Raw genomic sequence first — 20058 nt, 5'->3', positions numbered from 1 at the left:
CCGTAGGTCGGCGGCTTTAGCCCCGACGTTGACGTTGACCCGGCTCAGTGTCGGGGCTAAAGCCACCGACCTACAAATATCCGTGTTGCGCTTTGGTGCGCTCACACCACCAGCGGTGCTTCCTGCATCTGCTCGACTTGCTCTTGCAGCATCAGCACTTGGCCACGCCAGTAGTCGGGGGTGCCAAACCACGGAAAGTTGACCGGGAAAATCGGGTCTTCCCAACGCCGCGCCAGCCAAGCGCTGTAGTGGATCAAACGCAGCGTGCGCAGCGGCTCGATCAAGCGCAACTCGGCCCGATCAAAGTCACGCACCTGTTCATAGCCATCGAGCAAAGCCGACAGTTGCTGCGTGCGCTGCGCTCGGTCGCCCGACAGCAGCATCCACAGGTCTTGCACGGCCGGGCCCATGCGGGCATCGTCCAAGTCCACAAAGTGTGGGCCGCCACCGGGCAGCTCGGCAGGCGTCCACAAAATGTTGCCCGGGTGGCAGTCGCCATGCAAACGAATCAAGCATCGGCTTGACGCAGCTTCCGTCATTTTTTCGTGCACCATGGCCAGGGCCGCAGCAAAGGCCTCTCGCCATTCGCGCTCAACCTCCAAAGGAATCATTTGGTTCGTTTGCAGCCACTCGGCGGGCTCGAGCGCAAAGGTCTGCACATCGAGCGTGGGGCGGTGCGCAAAGGGCTTGGCCGCGCCCACGGTATGGATGCGGGCCAGAAAACGGCCGATCCATTCCAGCACTTCAAAATCGTCCAGCTCGGGCGTGCGGCCGCCGCGCAAGGGGCTGACCGAAAAGTCAAACCCGGCGCTTTGGTGCAGCGTCTGGCCGTTCAGCACCATGGGTGGCACCACAGGCACTTCGGCCTCCAACAGCTCGGCCGCAAAGTCGTGTTCTTCCTGAATCTGCTCTCGGCTCCAGCGGCCAGGCCGGTAAAACTTGAGCACCACCGCCGCGCTGCCTTGCACCGGCTCGTCCAGGTGCGCACGGTACACGCGGTTTTCATAAGAGCTGAGCGCCAGCAAACGGCCGTCGGGCCACAGGCCCAGATCGGTCAAAGCGTCCATCACCCGGTCCGGGGTGAGTTCAGCGTAGGGATGCAAGGCGTTCGGTTCGGTCATGCACCGATTGTGGCGCAGCCCTCAGGACTCAAGCGGCAGCCAGTTGCTCGAAAGGCAAATTGGGCTTGACCAGGATCACCGTGCAGGGCGCTTCCATGGCCACCTTGATCGGCACCGTGGCCACAAAGCGCTGCATTTGCAGCCCATGCGTGGCCGCGCCCAGGATGACCATGCTGACCTGATTGCCTTCGGCGTACTTGACCAGCGCATCGGCCACATCGCCCGACTCCAGCACATGGAACGAGGTCTGGTGGTCGCTCAGGTCCAGCGGCTGCGCCCACTGCTGCAAACGGGTGAGGTGCCATCGGTGCACGCTGGTTTCACTTTTGTGCGACTCGGTCGCGTTGGTGTCGCCCGTACCGATAACGGTCACACACGCCAGCCGCGCCCCGGGCCGGATACCGAGCGAGCGCGACACGGCTTCGCGCAAAGAGTACAGCGTGGCATCGCTCACATCTTTGTAGGGCACCGCCACCATCACGATGGGCACCTGCTCGATTTCTTGCGAAGGCAAAGGGCTGGGCTGGTACTGCATGCCAGCGGCGCGCAGCCAGCGTTTGAAATGCGCCACAAAACCCGTGCCCTGAGTCTGCCGTCCACGCTCGGTGATGCGAATGTCTTGGGTGTGTGTCAGGTCAAACGCCAGGTGCGCAGCAGAGGGGTAGCGCTCTGCTGCCACGGGGGCCAGGCATCGCAAAATGACCTCTTGCAGCCATTCGGGCACATCAGGGCGGCGCTTTCGCGGAGGCACCGGGTCCATCCACAAACGCTGTCGCATGCCGCCTGCGGTGGCGGGCTCGCCAAAGGGCGTTGCGCCCGTGGTCAGTTGGTACAGCATCACGCCCAAGGCGAACACGTCGCTGCGCGGGTCGCCCCGCACACCCACCACTTGCTCGGGCGCAATCCAAATCGGCGAACCGACCGCCTTGCGCAGCTCTTCGGCCAGCAAATCCGGGTAATGCCCATGGCACGACAAGCCAAAGTCGAGCAGCAGGGCCGCGCCATCGGGGCGGATCAGCACGTTGGCAGGCTTGAGATCGAGGTGGCACACGTTCTGGCGGTGCAGGCTGTGCGCGGCCTTGGCCATGGCCGCCCCCAAACGGGCGATTTCATCGGGCGCGAGCGGCTCACCCCGGTCCAGCCAGTGCTGCAAGGTTTGCCCCTGCACATATTCCATGACCAGATACGGGATACGCGACAAATCACCCGCCGCCACAAAGCGCGGCACATGCGGCCCCGTGAGCGTGGGCATAATTTGTTGTTCGATCTCGAAACTGATGATGTTCTCGGCCCCGTCACCTGCGGTCATGCGCGGGATCTTCATGGCCATGGGAAATTCGGGCTCGCGGCGCGTGCCATCGGCGGCAGGCGCGTAACTCACTTTGTAAATATGCGCCATGCCACCGGCATGCAGACATTCTTCCATCTCGAAGCCGTCGATGACTTCACCGGGCTGCAGCAGTTTCAACGTCCAGTCTCCAAACGGTGGGCAAAATACTCGGGCAAGCCGGCCTGCCGAATGGCTTGCGCTGCAGCGGCATGGTCGTAAGGCACGCGCTGAAAAGTCAAACGCCCAGCGCTCATGTCATAGAGGGCGTACATGGCCCGGGGGTCGCCATCGCGCGGCTGCCCGACCGAGCCCACTGTGGCCACACAGGTGCGCGAACGCGGCAGCGGCACGGCCACGCCAGGTGTGGGCTTGAAAGGCATCAGGCCACGCCCAGCACCTTGGTAATACAAGGTCTGGTGGTGCACATGGCCCACCAGCACATGGGGGGGCAAGAGCCCGACCAGCCCAACGGCCTTGGCTGCGTCCAGGCAAGCCCTGGCGGCCCGCTCGCCGTCCACATAGCGCCAGGTCTCGGGCTTGTCGGCACTGGCATGCACCAGCAGCACATGATCCACGGTTTCGGTCAGGGGCAGATGCGCCAGAAAGTGAAGCTGCGCCTCGTTCAACTGCGCGTGCGTCCAGGCGGCAGAGCTGGCCCCCAGGGACACATCGCCCGTGGGCGGCATAACAGCCATCGCATCGTGGTTGCCCTGCAGCACCCAGGCCCCTTGCGCCTGCAAGGCCATGACCTGGTCCAGCACCCCCACCGGGTCGGCACCATAGCCAACCAGATCGCCCAAAAAAGCAAAGTTGTCCGCGCCTTCCGATCGGGCATGGGACAAACAGGCATCCAGCGCTTGACGGTTGGCGTGCAGATCTGACAGCAAAGCCAGCCGCATTGGATCTCCTTAAAAAGGGGGAAGGCCCCATCATCTGCGATAGGGCTGAAGCCAATCTTGCCTCCCGCGCACCCTCAAGGCCTTGACACGCATCAAGGCGTCCGGAAATTCAGCCGATGAGGGCTTCAGGTGCCGGTGAAACGGGCCGCGCGCTTTTCCACAAACGAACGCACGCCCTCGGCCGCATCGTCGCTGTTGGACAGCATTTTTTGCACCGGAATGAAGTCGTGCATGGCCACCAAAGAACCGTGCTCCACCGCCTTGAGCACGTTTTGCCGCGTAGCCACCACCGCCAGCGGCGCTTGCGCGGCGATCTGCCCGGCGATGCGCATGGCCTCGGGCAGCAGACCCGCCCCAGGCACCACCTTTTGCACAAAGTTCAGGCGCAGGGCTTCGGCACTGTCAAACACGTCGGCCGTGAGCAAGTGCAAAAGCGCATTGCCCATGCCTGCGCGCTCGGCCATGCGCAGCGTGGCACCGCCCGTGGCCATGATGCCGCGCTGCACCTCCAACTGCGAAAACCGGCAGTCATCGGCCGCCACCACGATATCGGCCGCCAGCATCAGTTCAATCCCCAGCGTGTAGGTGATGCCCTGCACCGCCACCACCATGGGTTTGACGCGGCGGCGATACCCTTCCATGCCCAGGTTCAGGGGATCCACCAGGCCCAGCGGCACCGACTTTTCGCCACGCTGCATCAGTGGGGCGATGGTGGGCAAGTCCAGCCCTGCGGTGAAATGGTCACCTGCAGCGCACAGCACACCCACGCGCAGGGCAGGGTCATCGTCGAGCCGGGTGTACGCCTCGCCCAACTCGCGGAACATCTTGGGCGTAAAGCCATTGCGCTTGGCGGGGCGGTTGATGGAAATTTGAAGGACTGCACCGTGCACGGTGCAATCAATCTGGCCTTCGGGGTGGGGGGTGGTGTTCATGATCAGCATGCTAGGGCGGGAAACACCGCCAGCGCTTCACACGGGTGACAGGCCTGAATCACCGCCATCGCAGGCACCCCAACCAGGGGTTTTCACTGATCGCCGCTGAAGGCGGTCCAGGTTTCAACACGGGCTGTCGCTGATGAGGAATCATTTTTATGACAATTACCCATTTGGGGGATTTACAAAATCAAAAATAACAATAAGATTTAAATCATCGAAATTAAATTTGCAAATCTGAATTCAGAAATTTTACATTTTGCGCCATGAAGCCCCACATTAAATCTCATTTTCAGCTCGCCAAAATAGCCCATGAAGAAGAGCACCCGAACGTCGAAATTCCTAACGAGGGTAGCCGCTCAACAGTGCTTAAACAGGTGAAGTCCCTGCATATTAAGCGCCATTTGCTACAAGCCAACAAGAACCTTGAGACTTTCATCGGCGATCAAAATTCAGACACGAATGACCCCTTTGGCCGTGTGTTGCGGCGCTTGCGCATCCACAAAGGGCTGGAAGCTTCTGTTGTGGCATCCAAAGCTTGCATCACGGTTTGGCAACTGTACGAACTTGAAACTGGAGAAGACACGCTGTTTTACACCCCTGGCTTGCGCCTCAAGGCGTCACAACGGGTGGCTGAATTTTTGGGCACGGACTGGTCAGAAATACTGCTAGGTCGTGTAATCGTGCGAGCTGTCCCCACGCCTACCGCACAACTGCACCTGCTGAAAACCAAAAGGGCTGGCGAGCGCTTGAACAACCCTCAGGCATACCGCTCCGGTGCATTCGACATGGGCTCGGCAGCGCATGAAGGCGCGCCCACTGCCCCTCTTTCCAGCGCTCTGTTTCTTCGCGTGGCGGATGTTCAGGACAACAAAAGTCACTGAGTCCTTGCGGCGCCGTGGTCCGATGGTGGGCTCAAGGGCCTCGTAAAAAAGTCCAAACTGCATTCTTCGCCCGCAACGGACGTAATGCCTTTGGCTCGTGCCCTACAGAACCATGGGATTTGACCCCGTCAGACCCGCAATACGGCAAGCTCAGTACTTATAAACGCCCTGCCCGGTCTTGCGGCCCAAACGGCCTGCAGCCACCATTTCTTTGAGCAACGGGCTGGGGCGGTATTTGCTGTCGCCGAACTCCTTGAGGTAGACCTCCATCACAGCCAGGCAAACGTCCAGACCAATCATGTCGGCCAGCGCCAGCGGGCCAATCGGCTGGTTGCACCCGAGCTTCATGCCTGCGTCAATGGCTTCGGCTTCGGCCAAGCCCTCGCCCAGCACAAAGAAGGCCTCGTTGATCATGGGCACCAAGATGCGGTTGACCACAAAGCCGGGAGCGTTCTTGACGGTGATGGGGGTCTTGCCCAGTGCCAGCGCCATGTCGTGCACCGCGTCGTGCGTCGCGTCGCTGGTCTGCAGGCCTCGGATGATTTCGACCAGCGCCATCATGGGCACGGGGTTGAAAAAGTGCATGCCGATGAAGCGGTCAGCGCGCTGCGTGGCAGCGGCCAACTGGGTGATCGAGATCGACGAGGTGTTGGACGCGATGATCACATTGGGGGCCAGCATGCCGTCGAGCTGCTTCAAGATCTTGACCTTGAGTTCGTGGTTTTCGGTGGCGGCTTCGATCACCAACTGGGCACCCTTGAGGTCGTCGTAGCTGCTGGAGCCTTGGATGCGGGCCAGCGCTGCGGCCTTGTCGGATTCGCTGATCTTTTCTTTCTTGACCAGACGGTCCAGGCTGCTGGCCACAGTGGCCACGCCTTTGGCCACGGCTGCGTCCGAGATGTCGACCATCACCACTTGGATGCCAGAGACGGCGCATGCCTGTGCAATGCCATTGCCCATGGTGCCTGCGCCAATGATGCCTACGGTCTGGATGCTCATGTTCTTCATTCCTTCAAAGTGGGAGACTCAAAAGGAATGATCTTACCGGGGCTGGACAGGGGCTTGGCTGACAGCCAAATCAAGCCGGGGCAGCACGTCGCCAGCAAAACCGGCCTGACGAGCATCCCCATCAGAACCGGCGCTGCGCCTCCAGCCCCAGCATGAGCTTGCGGCCCGCACCCGGCTCAAAGAAGCGGCCGTTGCCATCGTTCACGATCACCGAGCCCGCATGCTTTTGATCGGTCAGGTTGTCGACTCGAATGAACTCGCGCAGCGTCCAGTCGCCCCGCTCTTGCTTGAACTGCACACCCAGGTTGAACAAGGTGTGTGCCGCCGCTGCGTCGGTGTTCAGGTCGTTGACCATCACCCGGCCTGTGTGCCGCGCTTCCAGCGTCACGCGGCTGCCCGCCCAACCTGTGTCCCAGGCCGCTTGGGCAAACAGCTGCTGTGGGGGCAGGCCTGGAATCTGGTGGCCTTGCGGCACTTGCACCTGCGGGGTGGCGTTGGGGCAGCCCGCTGTGGTGCAGGTCATGAAGGCATCTTGGTAGTTGGCCCACATCCAGGTGTAGGCCGTGGTGAGCGTGACAGGGCCGCTGCGCCATTCGCCCGCCAACTCCAGGCCTTGGCGCAGGGTGCGCCCCGCGTTTTGGAACGTGGTGCGCCCGCCCGTGTTGTTTTGCACCACGATCTCGTCGTCGGTGCGGATGTCAAACGCGGTGGCGCTCCAGCGCAGCTTGTCAGCGCGGCCACGCAGGCCCAGCTCGGCGCTGGTGCTGCGGGCGGCGTTGAGTTCGGTGTTGAAGCCCGACACCCCGCCGCTGCGGTAGGCCACTTCGTTGAGGGTGGGGATTTCATAACCTTTGCCAATGCTGGCAAAAGCCTGCAACGTCGGGTTGATCTGCCAGCGCGCACCCAGCACGGGCAAGGTGGATTGGTAGTCCTTGCGGCCGCTGTCGTCCCGGTTGGTGCCCACGATGTAAAGGTCGGTGGATTCGTACTCGGTGCGGGTCTGGCGCACGCCGCCCATGAGCGTGAGGCCCTGTGTGCGCCACTCGGCTTGCACATACGGGTCCAGTGTTTGGGCGCGGTTGACCTCGTCGCGGCGCAGCTTGCCTTGCACGCCCACGGTGGTGCCGATGAAGTTTTCATAGCCTTTGCGGCTGTCGCTTTGGCGGTCAGAGGCCACGCCAGCGCTGAGCGACAAACGGCCGCCTTGCCAGTCGCTCTCGTGCCGCCAGCGGGCGTTCCAGCCCCAGTAATCGCGGTCCAGATCGATCACGCCGCCCGAGCTGCCTGCGGGAACTTGTGCGCCCGTGGTGATGGACTGGTACTGCACGACCTGTCGCTGACCGCTGTAGCCCATCAGCTCCAGTTTGTGAGCACCGCCAAGCGCTTGCTCGAAGGCTAGACCCCATTGGGTCTGCGCGACAGTTTTGCGGGTGTTGAAGCTGAGCGCCCCTGCATTAGTTTGGTCTGGATTGGCGTCGAACTCGGCTCGGCTGAGGCCTTGTGGGTCAAGTGCCGAGCTGCTGTGTCGGTTGAACACCAGCACAGTGCGGCCACCTTCGTGCCGACGCGAGAGTTTCAAATTGGCCGTGCTGCGGTCAGCAGCCGATTGGGGCCGCGTGCCGTCGGTTTCAAAACGGCTCAGGTCCACGGCGTAGGACCAACCGGGTGCTTGCGCCGTGCCGGTTTGGCCCGTGGCCTGGGTGGACAAGCGCCACAGACCGTCCGAGCCTGCCACAAGCCCGGTGCGCCACTGCGCAGGCCGTTGGCCGTCTTCGGTGTACAGCAGCAAGGCTCCGCCGGACGATGCGCCATAGAGCGCTGTCATGGGGCCGCGCACCACCTCCACCCGGTCGGCACTGCCCAGCGGGAAGTTGGCCGCCTGGCCAGAACCATCGGGCGCACTGGCCGGGATGCCGTCGACAAACAAGCGTACGCCGCGCACGCCAAAGGTGGCGCGTGCGCCGTAGCCGCGTACCGAGATTTGCAAGTCCTGGGCGTAGTTTTGCCGGTTCCGAATCACCAAGCCCGGCACACCGGCCAAGCCCTCTGATAAATTGATCTGGGCCTGCCCATCGCGCAAAGCATCGCCATCGACCACATCGATGGACGCTGCGCCGCGCCACAACCCACCCCCAGACCGTTCGCCCGTCACCACCACAGGTGACAGTGCACCCGGGTCTGACTTGGCTTGCGCCAAAGGATCCTGCGCATGGGCGCCCCATGCGCAACACAAGGCAACAGCCAACGCCAACTGTGGGTGGGCAAAACGGATGGCATCGTTCACGGACAGGGCTTTCTGAATAGGGCGTCAAAAAAGCTACGGCAAAAGGGCCAAGGCACTCTGCATGATTTTTATCCAAGCCCTCCGCACAGGTGAACACTTAGACGACAGCTGACCGCCAGCATGGTCTGGCGACGATCCAAAGTGAAGAGCCCTTATCAGCATCTTCTCGTTTTTTAGATGACGTGGATCGCCATGGAAAGTTCACTTGACCAACACGTCCAATCATTTTTGTGAACAATCCACCCACTTTGTGCCTTCACCCACCTTCAACTCCTGAACCGCTTCCTCGTCAGCGCCAGCGCCACCCAAAACGATACCCCCGCAAACGCCGCCAGCACCCCCACCAGACGCACGGGTTCTTCTGGCCAACGGTCCAAGAACATGGGGCGCACCAAATCGACCGCCACCGACAGCGGGAGCCAATCGGCGATGACACGCACAAACGCGGGCAGTTGTTCACGCGGGAAAAAGATGCCCGAGAGAAACATCATGGGCGTGAGGAACAGTGTGAAGTAGTAAGTGAAAAAATCGTAGCCTTTGGCCAGCGCATTGAAGATCAAGGCCATGCAGCTGAAGGTGATGCCCACACCCAGCAGCACTGGCCAGGCGACCAGCAGCTTCCAACTGTGGCTGATGCCTAAAGCGAGCATCACCAACAAAATAGCGGTGACGCTGAACAGCGCCTTGAACGCGGCCCACAGCATTTCGGCCAGCACCACGTCATCGAGCCGCACCGGGGCGTTCATGATGCCGTCCCAGGTTTTTTGCACATGCATGCGCGAAAACGCCGAGTACAGCGCCTCAAAGGTGGCCGCATTCATGGCGCTCATGCAGATGCTGCCGCTGGCCAAAAACAAAATGTAGGGCACCTTTTCGCCGTCCATCTCGACCTGCCCGATGAGCGCGCCCATGCCATAGCCAAAGGCCACCAGCCACATCAGTGGCTCGGCGATGTTGCCCACCAAGCTGGGGATGGCGAGTTTTTTCCAGACCAGCCAGTTGCGCAAGAACACAGGCCACCAGCGCATGGACAAGCGGGGCGCGGCCCAGATGTTGTTTTGGATTTGACTCATGATCAGCCTTCCTCTCGGATCTGGCGTCCGGTCAACTTCAAAAACAGGTCTTCCAGATTGGAGGGGCGGTGCAGCGTGCGCAGCGTGGGCCAGGCCTCCAGTGCATGCATCAAGGCACGGCTGTCTTGGGTGTAAAAGAAAACCGTCTCACCGCTGACCTCAACCCGACCGGACAGCGACTTCAAATTGGCCTCTTGCGCCAGCGGCACAGCGCCTTGGCCGAAAACCTCAACCACATCGGGCTCCAAGTGCTCAGCAATCAAATCGCGGGGTGCACCTTCGGCAATCTTTCGGCCCTGGTCGAGCACCAACAGGCGTCCGCACAGGCGCTCGGCCTCGTCCATGAAATGGGTGGTCAGCAAAATGGACTTGCCCTCTTGCAGCAGCACCTGCAGCCGCTCCCACATCAGGTGGCGCGCCTGTGGATCGAGGCCCGTGGTGGGTTCATCCAGCATCAAGAGCTGCGGGTGGTTGATGAGGGCGCGCGACAGGCTCAATCGCCGTTTCATGCCGCCCGACAACTCGCCCGGCTTGGCTTTGGCTTTATGGCTGAGCGCGCCAAACTCCAGGAGTTGCGGAATGCGCTCGCGGATCACGGCGTCGGGTATGCCGAAGTACCGGCCAAACACCAGCAGGTTTTCTTCTGCCGTGAAGTCCGGATCCAGCGTGTCGGATTGCGCCACAACGCCCAGGCGGGCTTTGATGGCAAGGGCATCACCCGGCATTTGCAGACCATCGAAGTAGCGGATCTCACCGCTGCTCGGCTCAGACAAGCCCAGGCACATGCGCAACGTGGTGGTTTTGCCCGCGCCGTTGGGGCCGATCACGCCCAGGCATTCGCCGGGTTCGATGTGGAAAGACAGGTCGTTGACCACCGTGGCGTCGCCGTAGCGCTTGACCAGATGTTCTACCGATAGCAAGGGGGTGTTCATGCACGGATTGTGCCCGTGACCACATGCCTGAGCAGGTTTGCGGGTGACCGATAAAATCAGGGCCTTCTTCTGCACCGCGCTTGCGGCCCCTTCATGTCAAGTTCCCCCTCTTTTTCGGATCGCCTGGCCGTACTGCTGCAGTACCTGATGCCCAAACAAGCCCTGACCGCCTTTGCCGGCTGGGTCGCGGGGAGCCAATGGGGCGGCGCGACCACGGGCATCATCAACTGGTTTGTCAAGCGCTACAACGTGAACATGATGGAGGCCGCCAACCCCGACACGGCCAGCTACACGAGCTTCAACGAATTTTTCACGCGCCCGCTGCGGGGCGATGCCCGGCCCTTGGCGTCAGTGGCTTTCGTTTCTCCCGTCGACGGGGCCATCAGCCAGTGCGGCGCGATTGCGGGTGATCAGGTGTTTCAGGCCAAGGGCCACAGCTACAGCACACGCGCTTTGGTAGGTGGCGATGCAGCGCTGGCGGCGCAGTTTCAAGACGGCGAATTTGCCACGCTCTACCTCAGCCCCCGCGACTACCATCGCATCCACATGCCTTGTGCGGCACGCCTGACGCACATGGTTTACGTGCCGGGTGACTTGTTTTCGGTCAACCCGACCACGGCACGCGGCGTGCCGGGATTGTTTGCCCGCAACGAGCGGGTGGTGTGCGTTTTTGAGGGCGAGCAAGGCCCCTTTGTGATGGTGTTGGTGGGGGCCACCATTGTGGGCAGCATGGCCACCGTGTGGCACGGCGTGGTCAACCCGCCACGCCCGGGCAAGGTGCGCGAATGGACCTACGAGATGGGCAGTATCACCTTGGCGCAGGGCGAAGAAATGGGGCGCTTTTTGCTTGGCTCCACGGTGGTGATGCTGTTCCCGAGCGGGGTGATGCAGTTCAACCCTGACTGGAGACCGAACCGCCCCATCGTGATGGGCGAGGCCATGGGCACAAGCGTCTAAAACGCTGGCGCATCAAGCCCTGGTCGGCTCAGGCCTTGACTTCTTTTTGCTGGCGCGCCAACACATAGCGGCGCATGGCCACCGCCGGTGCGTCGGCAGCGACTGAGAATTCGTACAAATCTTCGGCGGGCGTGCTGGCCAGGGCAAGCTCCTGCAGCGCCAGGCCGTCCACATCTTCCTGAAAAGCCACAAACAGCTGATCGTGCATGAAGCGGGTGGTGCCTGGATCGTCCAGCGCAAAGTCTCGCCCGTGCACAATGAAGTAATGCGTGCTGGTGGCGGTCTCGGGCGTGGGCATGTGAGCCGTTCGGATGCGAAACTGCGGGCGCTGCGTCTCGCTCAGATGGCAGTCGTAAAACAGCACCGACACCTCGTGCAGGCCCAGACTGCGGAACTCGGAGCGCACGATGCGGGCCGCCTGGCCCTGACCCGTCAGGCCGGTGGGAACGCCCCACACCGGCGGCAGCGTCGTCGGCACCACGTTGCGCAGCAAGGCAAATTGGCTATCACCGATTTCCAACTCAAAAGCGGCCTTGGCATAGTCTGGCGTGCCAAAGCTTTTGGCATGCAAAAAACTCAAATGCGTCAAGTCCAGCAGGTTTTCGTGCAAGCGCACATAGTTGGCCTGCAAACTCAAATAGCCCTGTGAGCGCTCCCAGTGCGCATCGGACATCCATTCTTGCTGCGGCAATTTGGACAAGTCAGCCTGATCCGCATCCCCCATCCATATCCAGACCACCGCACCGCGTTCGTGGGTTAGATACGCCTTGATGCCCACGTTTTGGGGGCAATGGGCTTGTGAGGGCACCTCGATGCAGTCCCCCTCGGTGTTGAAACGCAGGCCGTGGTAGCCGCAGACGATGGTGTCTTGATCCAGCGTGCCAGCAGACAGCGGCATGGAGCGGTGCGGGCAGCGGTCTTCCAGCGCCACCACGCTGCCGTCGCTGGCGCGGTAAAACACCAAACGGCGGCCCAGCAGCATGCGGGCCAGCAGTTGGTCTTTGATCTCCTCGCCAAAGGCGGCCACGTACCAGTCGTTCATGACAAAAGGGGTGTGGCGATCGGCCAGGCGCTGTGAGGCGTTTTGTGCGGCGGTGATGACGCTGATGGGGGGGCGTGTCATGGGGGTCTGTCTCCTGGTGGCGGCCTGGCTCATCCGCTGCGAACGGCCTTCACGCCGAAGTTTAGGGCGCGGCATTTGGCCAGGGCTGTCCCGAGAGCGCCTGCGTCCGTGGCAACATCCGGGAATGCCGACCTCATTTGCCCCCCCATCGCAAGCGCCCTCGCTCATCGCCAAGCCACCTGCCCATGCCATGGTGCTGGCCGCCGGTCGCGGCGAACGCATGCGCCCCTTGACCGACCAGACTCCCAAACCCTTGCTGCGCGTGCGCGGCCAGCCGCTCATGCACTGGCCCATGCAGGCCCTGGCCCGGGGCGGCTTTGTGCAACAGCTGATCAACACCGCTTGGCTGGGCGAGCAGTTTCCAGTGCAAATGGGTGAGCACATCCAATGGCCCGGCGTGCCAGAAGTTCAGATCCGTTATTCGCATGAAGGGCAGGACTTTGGCCGCGCGCTGGAGACCGCAGGCGGCATTGTGCGGGCATTGCCGCAGCTCGATGAGGTGTTCTGGGTGGTGGCGGGCGACGTGTTTGCCCCCGATTTGGTGTTCACGCAACAGGCCGTCTCAGGTTTTAGCGCCAGCACTGCGCTGGCCCACCTGTGGCTGGTGCCCAACCCTGCGCACAACCCGGGCGGCGACTTTGGCCTGTCAGCTGAGGGCCAGGTGCTCAACCTGCCCAAAGGCAGCCCCGGCTGCGCTTACACCTTCAGCACCGTTGCGCTGTACAAAAAAGCTTTTTTTTCCAACTGCGGCCTGCCCCCCGGCAACCCCGATGGCTTGGCGCTGGCCTTAGCGCCCTTGTTGCGCGCGACCATGGACCGGGGCCAAGTGTCGGGCGAGGTGTATGAGGGCGACTGGACCGATGTGGGCACCCCTGAGCGGCTCGCGCAACTCAACGCATGAATTGGATTCACAGATTGACATAAGTAGCCACTGGGCTACACTTCAAGCATGTTCCAGATCCGCAAAACCGATGTTTATGCACGCTGGCTCGATGGAATGAACGATCTGACGGGTCGCGCACGCATCCTGGTCAGGATAGAACGTCTGGCGGCTGGTCATCCCGGTGATATGAAACCTGTCGGCGATGGGGTATGCGAATTGCGGATGCATTTCGGTCCAGGTTACCGGGTGTACTTCATTCAGAATGGTTGCGAAATCGTGATTCTTTTGGCCGGGGGTGACAAATCCAGCCAAAGCGTAGACATCAAAACCGCATTGAAGTTGGCGAAAAACCTGAAGGAATAAAAATGGCAACCACCCCAACCACACGCTATGACGTTGCGGAACACTTGCGCACCCCAGAAGAAATGGCGGCCTACCTGGAGGCCTGTATGGAGGATGCAGATGGTGATGCTGCTTTCATTGCCAAGGCCTTGGGGGACATCGCTCGCGCCAAGGGCATGACGCAAGTAGCTCGCGACGCCGGACTTTCCCGCGAAAGCTTGTACAAGGCATTGTCGGGTGATCGCGCTCCGAGCTTTGATACCATTTTGAAAGTCATGGGTGCTCTGGGCCTGAAATTGCATGCACAAGCAAGCCAAAATTGACCGCCTTGTTGTGAAAAGTGATTGGGTAAAGTTTCTGCTGTCCAATCCGTCACCCCAAACCCAAAACCCATCCCCTTCCTCCCTTTCTAAAACACCGACATGAGCCATCACGCCCTCTACGCCCAACGCCGTGCCCGCCTCGCTGCCCAATTGGGCGCAGGCGGGATCGCCATCATTCCCACCGCGCCCGAGCGCCAGCGCAACCGCGACAGCGATTACCTGTACCGGCACGACAGTTACTTTTATTACCTGACTGGCTTCACCGAGCCGCACGCCAGTTTGGTGATCACGGCCGATGGCGATTGCACGCTGTTTTGCCAACCGAAAGACCTGGAGCGCGAAATCTGGGACGGCATCCGCTTGGGGCCAGACGCTGCACCCACTGCTTTGGGCGTAAGCCGGGCTTTGCCCATCAGCGAGATCACCGCGCACATGCCCAAGCTGCTGGAAAACCGCAGCACCGTCTGGTACCCCTTTGCCATCCACACCGGGCTCGAAAGCTTGGTGAGCGGCTGGCTCCAGTCGGTGCGCGCGCGAGTGCGCTATGGTGCTTTGTGCCCCGAGCAGCAGCGCGATCTGTGCAGCTTGCTAGACGAGATGCGCTTGGTCAAAGATGCGCACGAACAAGACATCATGCGCCGCGCCTCCCGCATCAGCGCCGGCGCCCACATCCGCGCCATGCAGCGCAGCGCCAGCATGCTTCGTGCGGGCCAAGAGGTGCGCGAATACCACCTCGACGCTGAGCTGCTGCACGAATTTCGTCAGCACGGCTCGCAGTACCCGGCTTACGGCTCCATCGTGGCAGGCGGGGCCAATGCCTGCGTGCTGCATTACCGCGCCGACACCGCCTTGATCCAAAACGGCGACTTGGTGTTGATCGACGCCGGCTGCGAACTGGACGGCTACGCCAGCGACATCACCCGCACTTTCCCTGCCAACGGAAAATTCACCGGACCGCAACGCGCTCTATACGACTTGGTGCTCGCATCACAAGACGCCGCAGTGGCCGCCACCAAGGCAGGTGCCCGTTTTGTCGACCCGCACGAGGCCACCGTGGCCGTGCTGGCGCAAGGCCTGCTCGATGTCGGCTTGCTCGACAAGAACAAGGTGGGCAACGCGCAAGATGTGATCGCCAACCGCAGCTATTTCCAGTTCTACATGCACCGCACTGGCCACTGGCTGGGCATGGACGTGCACGACTGCGGCAGCTATGTGGAGCCTTCGCAGGTGGGCCAGATCAGCGAGCGCAAAGACCCGCTGAGCGGCGAACTGATCAAAGACCGCCCCAGCCGCATCCTGCAGCCGGGCATGGTCCTGACCATCGAGCCGGGCCTGTATGTGCGACCTGCACCCGGCGTGCCCGAGCCCTTCCACAACATCGGCATCCGCATCGAAGACGACGCCATCGTCACAGCCACCGGGTGCGAGTTGATCACGCGGGGCGTGCCTGTGAAGGCAGACGAGATAGAAGCTTTGATGCGGGGCTAAACGGCCCATGCAGCCGACTTTGCGGCCCGGTTTTTCGGGCACGCTGCTCACCATCCAGACCGGCCAAGTGCGCCCCTTGATGGTGGGTGGGCGCAAACTGGTGTCCGCCATTGGGAAAACCACCGTCTCCGGCCCCATCGCGGTCGGGGTGCTGGGCTTGGCGGGTGACGAGCAGGCTGACTTGTCGGTGCACGGCGGCTTGAGCAAAGCGGTGTACGCCTTGCCTTCGGAGCACCTGCCGTGGTGGCAAGCACAGCGTCAAACTCATGGCGCGACGATGTTTGAAGAACCCTTGGCTCCGGGTTATTTGGGCGAAAACCTGAGCTTGCAAGGCCTGTTCGAACAAGACCTGTTCATCGGCGACCGTATCGATTTTGGTGATGTCGTTTTTCGCATCACCCAGCCGCGCGAGCCCTGCGGCAAGTTCAACGCCGTCATGGGCTACGCCCTGGCCGCCAAAGACATGGTGCAAAGCGGGCGCTGTGGCTTTTATTTGGCGGTGGAGCAACCCGGATTTTTGCAAGCCGGGGCCACATGCCAAGTGCTGGCGGGTTCACGTACGACCCGCGTGACCGAAGCCTTGCAGCACAAAGCCTGGAAGCATTTGCGCTGATCGCTGCCATTTGTGCTCAAAAGTCAAAAGCCAACTCACTTCAGAAGGGCATGGGCCAGCCTCAAAGGCTTGAATCCCGGGTCTACAATGAAAATATTGAACGAATGTCGCCTTGCGCGTTGACAAATTCCTTTCTAAGCATCTGGTCTGCTGAATCCAGGCAGCCCTGACAGCACATCCCTACAACGGAGCCCAACCCCATGACCAACAAGGTCCAAGCAGAAGAAAAACGTGCCCAACTGCGCAAAGCCGCACTCGAGTACCACGAGTTCCCCACCCCCGGCAAAATCGCCATCGCGGCCACCAAACAGTTGGTCAACCAGCACGATCTGGCTCTGGCCTATTCTCCCGGCGTGGCTGCACCCTGCGAAGAAATCGTCAAAGACCCGGCCAACGCCTTCAAGTACACCAGCCGAGGCAACTTGGTGGGCGTGGTGACCAACGGCACCGCCGTGCTGGGCCTGGGCGACATTGGCCCATTGGCCAGCAAGCCGGTCATGGAAGGCAAGGGCGTGTTGTTCAAGAAGTTTTCGGGCATCGACGTGTTTGACATCGAGATCAACGAGAAAGACCCCGAAAAATTGGTCGAGATCATCGCCTCTTTGGAGCCGACTTTTGGCGGCATCAACCTCGAAGACATCAAGGCACCCGACTGCTTCTACATCGAGCGCAAGCTGCGCGAGCGCATGAAGATCCCGGTCTTTCACGACGACCAGCACGGCACCGCCATCGTGGTGGGCGCGGCCATCCTGAACGGCCTGAAGATCGTGGGCAAAGATCCCAAAAAGATCAAACTGGTCACCTCGGGCGCAGGCGCCGCGGCCTTGGCTTGCTTGGGTTTATTGGTCAAGCTGGGCATTCCGCGTGAAAACATTTGGGTCACCGACTTGGCGGGCGTGGTTTACGAAGGCCGCACCGAGTTGATGGACGAGGACAAGATCCAGTTTGTACAAAAAACCGATCACCGCACCTTGCGCGAAGTGATGGCCGGTGCCGACGTGTTCCTGGGTCTGTCTGCCGGGGGCGTGCTCAAGCAGGACATGGTCAAGTCCATGGCCGCCACGCCGTTGATTTTTGCGCTGGCCAACCCCAACCCCGAAATCGACCCTGAAGATGTCAAAGCCGTACGCGACGACGCCATCATGGCCACCGGCCGGACCGACTATCCCAACCAGGTCAACAACGTCCTGTGCTTCCCCTACATCTTCCGGGGTGCTTTGGACTGCGGCGCCACCACCATCACCTTGGAGATGGAAATCGCTGCCGTGCATGCGATTGCCGAGTTGGCGCAAGCCGAGCAAAGCGAAGTCGTGGCAGCCGCTTATGTGGGCGAACCCCTGGCATTTGGCCCCGAATACCTGATCCCCAAGCCGTTTGACCCGCGCTTGATGATGAAGATCGCCCCTGCGGTAGCCCAAGCTGCATTCGACTCTGGCGTGGCATCTCGCCCGATCACCGACATGGACGCTTACCGGGAACGTCTGCAAGGCTTTGTGTACGCCTCGGGCACCATGATGAAGCCGATTTTCACGGCTGCAAAACGCGCCCTGAACAAGCGCATCGCCTACAGCGAAGGCGAAGAAGAGCGGGTTTTGCGCGCCGCCCAGATCGTGGTAGACGAAGGCATTGCCCGCCCCACGCTGATTGGCCGCCCGGCTGTGATCGCCGAGCGCATCGAAAAATTTGGCCTTCGCCTGAAGGAAGAGCTGGACTACGACGTGGTGAATGTCGAACAAGACCACCGTTACCGCGATTTCTGGCAGACCTACCACCGCATGACCGAGCGCAAGGGGGTCACCCAACAGATCGCCAAGATCGAGATGCGCCGCCGCTTGTCACTCATTGGCGCCATGTTGCTGCAAAAAGGCGATGTGGACGGCATGATCTGCGGGACCTGGGGCGCCAACCCCATGCACCTGAACTACATCGACCAAGTCATCGGCAAGCGAGCCGGTGTCAACACCTTCGCCTGCATGAACGGCTTGATGCTGCCGGGCCGTCAGGTGTTCATGGTTGACACCCACGTCAACTACGACCCAAGCGCCGAACAGCTGGCCGAGTTCACCGTCATGGCCGCCGAAGAAATGCGCCGTTTCGGTATCCAGCCCAAAGCCGCTTTGTTGTCGCACTCGAACTTCGGTTCGTCCAACGAGCCCAGCGCCATCAAGATGCGAAACGTGCTGGACTTGTTGCGCCAAAATGCACCCTGGCTCGAAGTAGACGGCGAAATGCATGGCGACGTAGCCCTGGATTCGGCGGGACGCCAAGCCATCATGCCCAACAGCAGCTTGATGGGCGACGCAAATTTGCTGGTTTTGCCCAACTTGGACGCGGCCAACATTGCCTACAACCTGCTGAAGACGGCCGCGGGTGGCAACATCGCCGTTGGACCGGTTCTTTTGGGTGCGGCCAAACCCGTGCATATATTGACGCCCAGCACCACGGTACGCCGAATTGTCAACATGACGGCGCTCACCGTGGCCGACGCCAACGCGGCTCGTTGACCTGTCCAACAGGTGTGCGCACTCACATGTTCTTTAAATGAGCAAATTGTCTTTGCCTATTTAACGGGCAATCGCTTGCATTTTTATCGCACTTGATACACACTAGCGCCTTCGAGTTTTCGGGTAAACCCGGATGCTTCTGAAAGGTGTATTCATGAGGGTGGCACAACAAGCCTTGGCCCGTCGGTACTGGTTCGCTGTGCTGATGGGCTTTATTTTGCTGGCATGCACATTTTTGGTGCAGGCACGGTCACCCCAAGAGGTGCAACTTCAAACCACGTTGTTGGTCACTGATTTGCCCCGTGAAGGCCAGACAACCTACCAAAATATCCGCAAGGGTAGTCCTTTTCCCTTCGAAAAGGACGGTACGGTATTTGGCAACCGCGAGCGACTCTTGCCACGCGAGGAGAGGGGTTTCTACCGCGAATACACCGTCAGGACACCCGGCGTGCGTCACCGTGGAGCCCGCCGCATTGTATGCGGCGGCCCTGTGCCGACAGAACCGAATGCCTGTTACTACACCGAAGACCATTACGCGAGCTTTCGCCTGATCGTTGACAGACCCTGATTTTTTTAGTTCTCAAGAAAGACCACGGAGATGGACATGCCGACACTTCAAGACCAAGAGACGCCCCTGAAGGGGGTGCGGTCGAACATCGTGCAGTCGATTCGCGCCTACCGCGTGAGCGATTTGCAAGAAGCCGCCCAAGGCCTAGGCCACCACTTTTTGTACGCTAACCTGGCCGAAGCCCAGAGCAAACAGGATGTGCTGGACCTCATTGGTGCGCAATTCACACTGCCCTCGCACTTTGGCAAGAATTTCGATGCCTTGTACGACTGCATGACCGACCCCCTGCACAAGTCGGGCCAACAGCCTGGCTTTATTGTGGTGCTTGAGCAAATTCCTGCCCACGTCAAATTTGACAAGGAAGCTCGCGAGCAATTGTTGGACATCTTCCGCGACACGGCCGATTATTGGGGAGACCGGAAGATACCCTTCCGATGCTTCTATTCTTTTCTGTAGCCCGTTCTGCGCAAAACAGCCAAGCAGGACGGGCGATTGAGGCACAAACCGAGGACGCCGTGATGGTCGACTCGATCGAAGAAGGCGAAAAAATGCCCACCGACAAATTGGTGGACGTGTCGCCCTTGGCGCTGCGCATGAGCAGCCCATTCAACGCAGGATATTGGCTCGCAGCCGCCTGATGTTCTGAATGCCCCCTTGGATGGGGCCAAATCGGCATAGGGGGGCCGCAATTATTGCAGCCACCCCTGCCACACCACCGGGCATGCGGGTCCGCACCCGGCGGTTCGAGAGCTTGAGGTCATGACAGCCTTGGCACTCCCAACCTATCAAAGTAC

The 20058-nt window shown here is 60.8% G+C and carries 20 protein-coding genes; 11 read left to right on the top strand and 9 right to left on the bottom strand.

Going from position 1 to position 20058, the window contains the following annotated elements; translation table 11 throughout:
• Nucleotides 1-101: 101 nt before the first annotated feature.
• The 4 genes from B9Z49_RS19925 to B9Z49_RS19910 form a co-directional block, all read right to left on the bottom strand.
• Nucleotides 102-1121, bottom strand: a complete 1020-nt coding sequence (locus B9Z49_RS19925) for a serine/threonine protein kinase (protein ID WP_108355183.1) — start codon at nt 1119-1121, stop codon at nt 102-104.
• A 28-nt stretch (nt 1122-1149) separates the two neighbouring features.
• Nucleotides 1150-2589, bottom strand: a complete 1440-nt coding sequence (locus tag B9Z49_RS19920) for a bifunctional serine/threonine-protein kinase/universal stress protein (RefSeq protein WP_108355182.1) — start codon at nt 2587-2589, stop codon at nt 1150-1152.
• Nucleotides 2586-3350: a metallophosphoesterase gene (locus B9Z49_RS19915; RefSeq protein ID WP_108355181.1), complete on the bottom strand. Its 765-nt coding sequence runs from the start codon at nt 3348-3350 to the stop codon at nt 2586-2588. The genes B9Z49_RS19920 and B9Z49_RS19915 overlap by 4 nt, the downstream gene beginning before the upstream one ends.
• A gap of 125 nt (nt 3351-3475) precedes the next feature.
• Nucleotides 3476-4291, bottom strand: coding sequence for a crotonase/enoyl-CoA hydratase family protein (locus tag B9Z49_RS19910; RefSeq protein ID WP_108355180.1), 816 nt, complete (start codon nt 4289-4291; stop codon nt 3476-3478).
• Between the two features lie 257 nt (nt 4292-4548).
• On the opposite strand from B9Z49_RS19910, the gene B9Z49_RS19905 reads away from it, so the two are divergent.
• Entirely contained in the window at nt 4549-5166 is a 618-nt protein-coding gene (locus tag B9Z49_RS19905; protein WP_108355179.1) for a helix-turn-helix transcriptional regulator, read from the top strand.
• 150 nt (nt 5167-5316) lie between these two features.
• Here B9Z49_RS19905 and B9Z49_RS19900 read toward each other — a convergent pair whose 3' ends face one another.
• The 4 genes from B9Z49_RS19900 to B9Z49_RS19885 form a co-directional block, all read right to left on the bottom strand.
• Complete coding sequence (locus B9Z49_RS19900; RefSeq protein ID WP_108355203.1) at nt 5317-6165, bottom strand: 3-hydroxybutyryl-CoA dehydrogenase; 849 nt, start codon at nt 6163-6165, stop codon at nt 5317-5319.
• A gap of 130 nt (nt 6166-6295) precedes the next feature.
• Nucleotides 6296-8458, bottom strand: coding sequence for a TonB-dependent receptor domain-containing protein (locus tag B9Z49_RS19895; RefSeq protein ID WP_233254733.1), 2163 nt, complete (start codon nt 8456-8458; stop codon nt 6296-6298).
• Nucleotides 8459-8724: 266 nt separating this feature from the next.
• Entirely contained in the window at nt 8725-9531 is an 807-nt protein-coding gene (locus tag B9Z49_RS19890; RefSeq protein WP_108355178.1) for an ABC transporter permease, read from the bottom strand.
• 2 nt (nt 9532-9533) lie between these two features.
• Complete coding sequence (locus B9Z49_RS19885) at nt 9534-10463, bottom strand: ATP-binding cassette domain-containing protein (protein WP_108355177.1); 930 nt, start codon at nt 10461-10463, stop codon at nt 9534-9536.
• A gap of 93 nt (nt 10464-10556) precedes the next feature.
• Between B9Z49_RS19885 and asd the strand changes: the two genes are divergently transcribed.
• On the top strand, nt 10557-11420 hold the full coding sequence (gene asd, locus B9Z49_RS19880; protein WP_108355176.1) for an archaetidylserine decarboxylase: 864 nt from the start codon (nt 10557-10559) through the stop codon (nt 11418-11420).
• A gap of 28 nt (nt 11421-11448) precedes the next feature.
• Here the strand turns inward: asd and B9Z49_RS19875 are convergent, their stop codons facing one another.
• Nucleotides 11449-12543, bottom strand: coding sequence for an aromatic ring-hydroxylating dioxygenase subunit alpha (locus B9Z49_RS19875; RefSeq protein ID WP_108355201.1), 1095 nt, complete (start codon nt 12541-12543; stop codon nt 11449-11451).
• A gap of 190 nt (nt 12544-12733) precedes the next feature.
• Here B9Z49_RS19875 and B9Z49_RS19870 point away from each other — a divergent pair, with 190 nt between their 5' ends.
• The 9 genes from B9Z49_RS19870 to B9Z49_RS21685 all read left to right on the top strand — a co-directional run bounded on the left by B9Z49_RS19870 (nt 12734) and on the right by B9Z49_RS21685 (nt 19902).
• Nucleotides 12734-13444, top strand: coding sequence for a nucleotidyltransferase family protein (locus B9Z49_RS19870; RefSeq protein WP_108355200.1), 711 nt, complete (start codon nt 12734-12736; stop codon nt 13442-13444).
• 48 nt (nt 13445-13492) lie between these two features.
• Complete coding sequence (locus tag B9Z49_RS19865; RefSeq protein WP_108355175.1) at nt 13493-13789, top strand: type II toxin-antitoxin system RelE/ParE family toxin; 297 nt, start codon at nt 13493-13495, stop codon at nt 13787-13789.
• Between the two features lie 2 nt (nt 13790-13791).
• The gene (locus B9Z49_RS19860) at nt 13792-14091 is read left to right on the top strand and encodes an addiction module antidote protein (protein ID WP_108355174.1); all 300 of its coding nucleotides are present in this window, start codon (nt 13792-13794) and stop codon (nt 14089-14091) included.
• A gap of 99 nt (nt 14092-14190) precedes the next feature.
• Entirely contained in the window at nt 14191-15579 is a 1389-nt protein-coding gene (locus B9Z49_RS19855; protein WP_108355173.1) for an aminopeptidase P N-terminal domain-containing protein, read from the top strand.
• A gap of 7 nt (nt 15580-15586) precedes the next feature.
• Nucleotides 15587-16192: an MOSC domain-containing protein gene (locus B9Z49_RS19850; RefSeq protein WP_108355172.1), complete on the top strand. Its 606-nt coding sequence runs from the start codon at nt 15587-15589 to the stop codon at nt 16190-16192.
• A 200-nt stretch (nt 16193-16392) separates the two neighbouring features.
• A complete protein-coding gene (locus B9Z49_RS19845) occupies nt 16393-18696 on the top strand; it encodes an NADP-dependent malic enzyme (protein WP_108355171.1) in 2304 nt (767 codons plus the stop codon).
• A 154-nt stretch (nt 18697-18850) separates the two neighbouring features.
• The gene (locus B9Z49_RS19840) at nt 18851-19264 is read left to right on the top strand and encodes a ribonuclease domain-containing protein (protein ID WP_108355199.1); all 414 of its coding nucleotides are present in this window, start codon (nt 18851-18853) and stop codon (nt 19262-19264) included.
• Nucleotides 19265-19294: 30 nt separating this feature from the next.
• On the top strand, nt 19295-19720 hold the full coding sequence (locus tag B9Z49_RS19835; RefSeq protein ID WP_108355170.1) for a barstar family protein: 426 nt from the start codon (nt 19295-19297) through the stop codon (nt 19718-19720).
• Nucleotides 19699-19902: a hypothetical protein gene (locus B9Z49_RS21685; protein ID WP_146188572.1), complete on the top strand. Its 204-nt coding sequence runs from the start codon at nt 19699-19701 to the stop codon at nt 19900-19902. Before B9Z49_RS19835 ends, B9Z49_RS21685 begins: the two co-directional genes overlap by 22 nt.
• The last annotated feature ends 156 nt before the right edge of the window (nt 19903-20058 follow it).

This window comes from Limnohabitans sp. 2KL-51 (assembly GCF_003063645.1).
Lineage (GTDB): Bacteria > Pseudomonadota > Gammaproteobacteria > Burkholderiales > Burkholderiaceae_C > Limnohabitans_A.
This window is presented reverse-complemented; position numbering and strand designations above follow the sequence as displayed.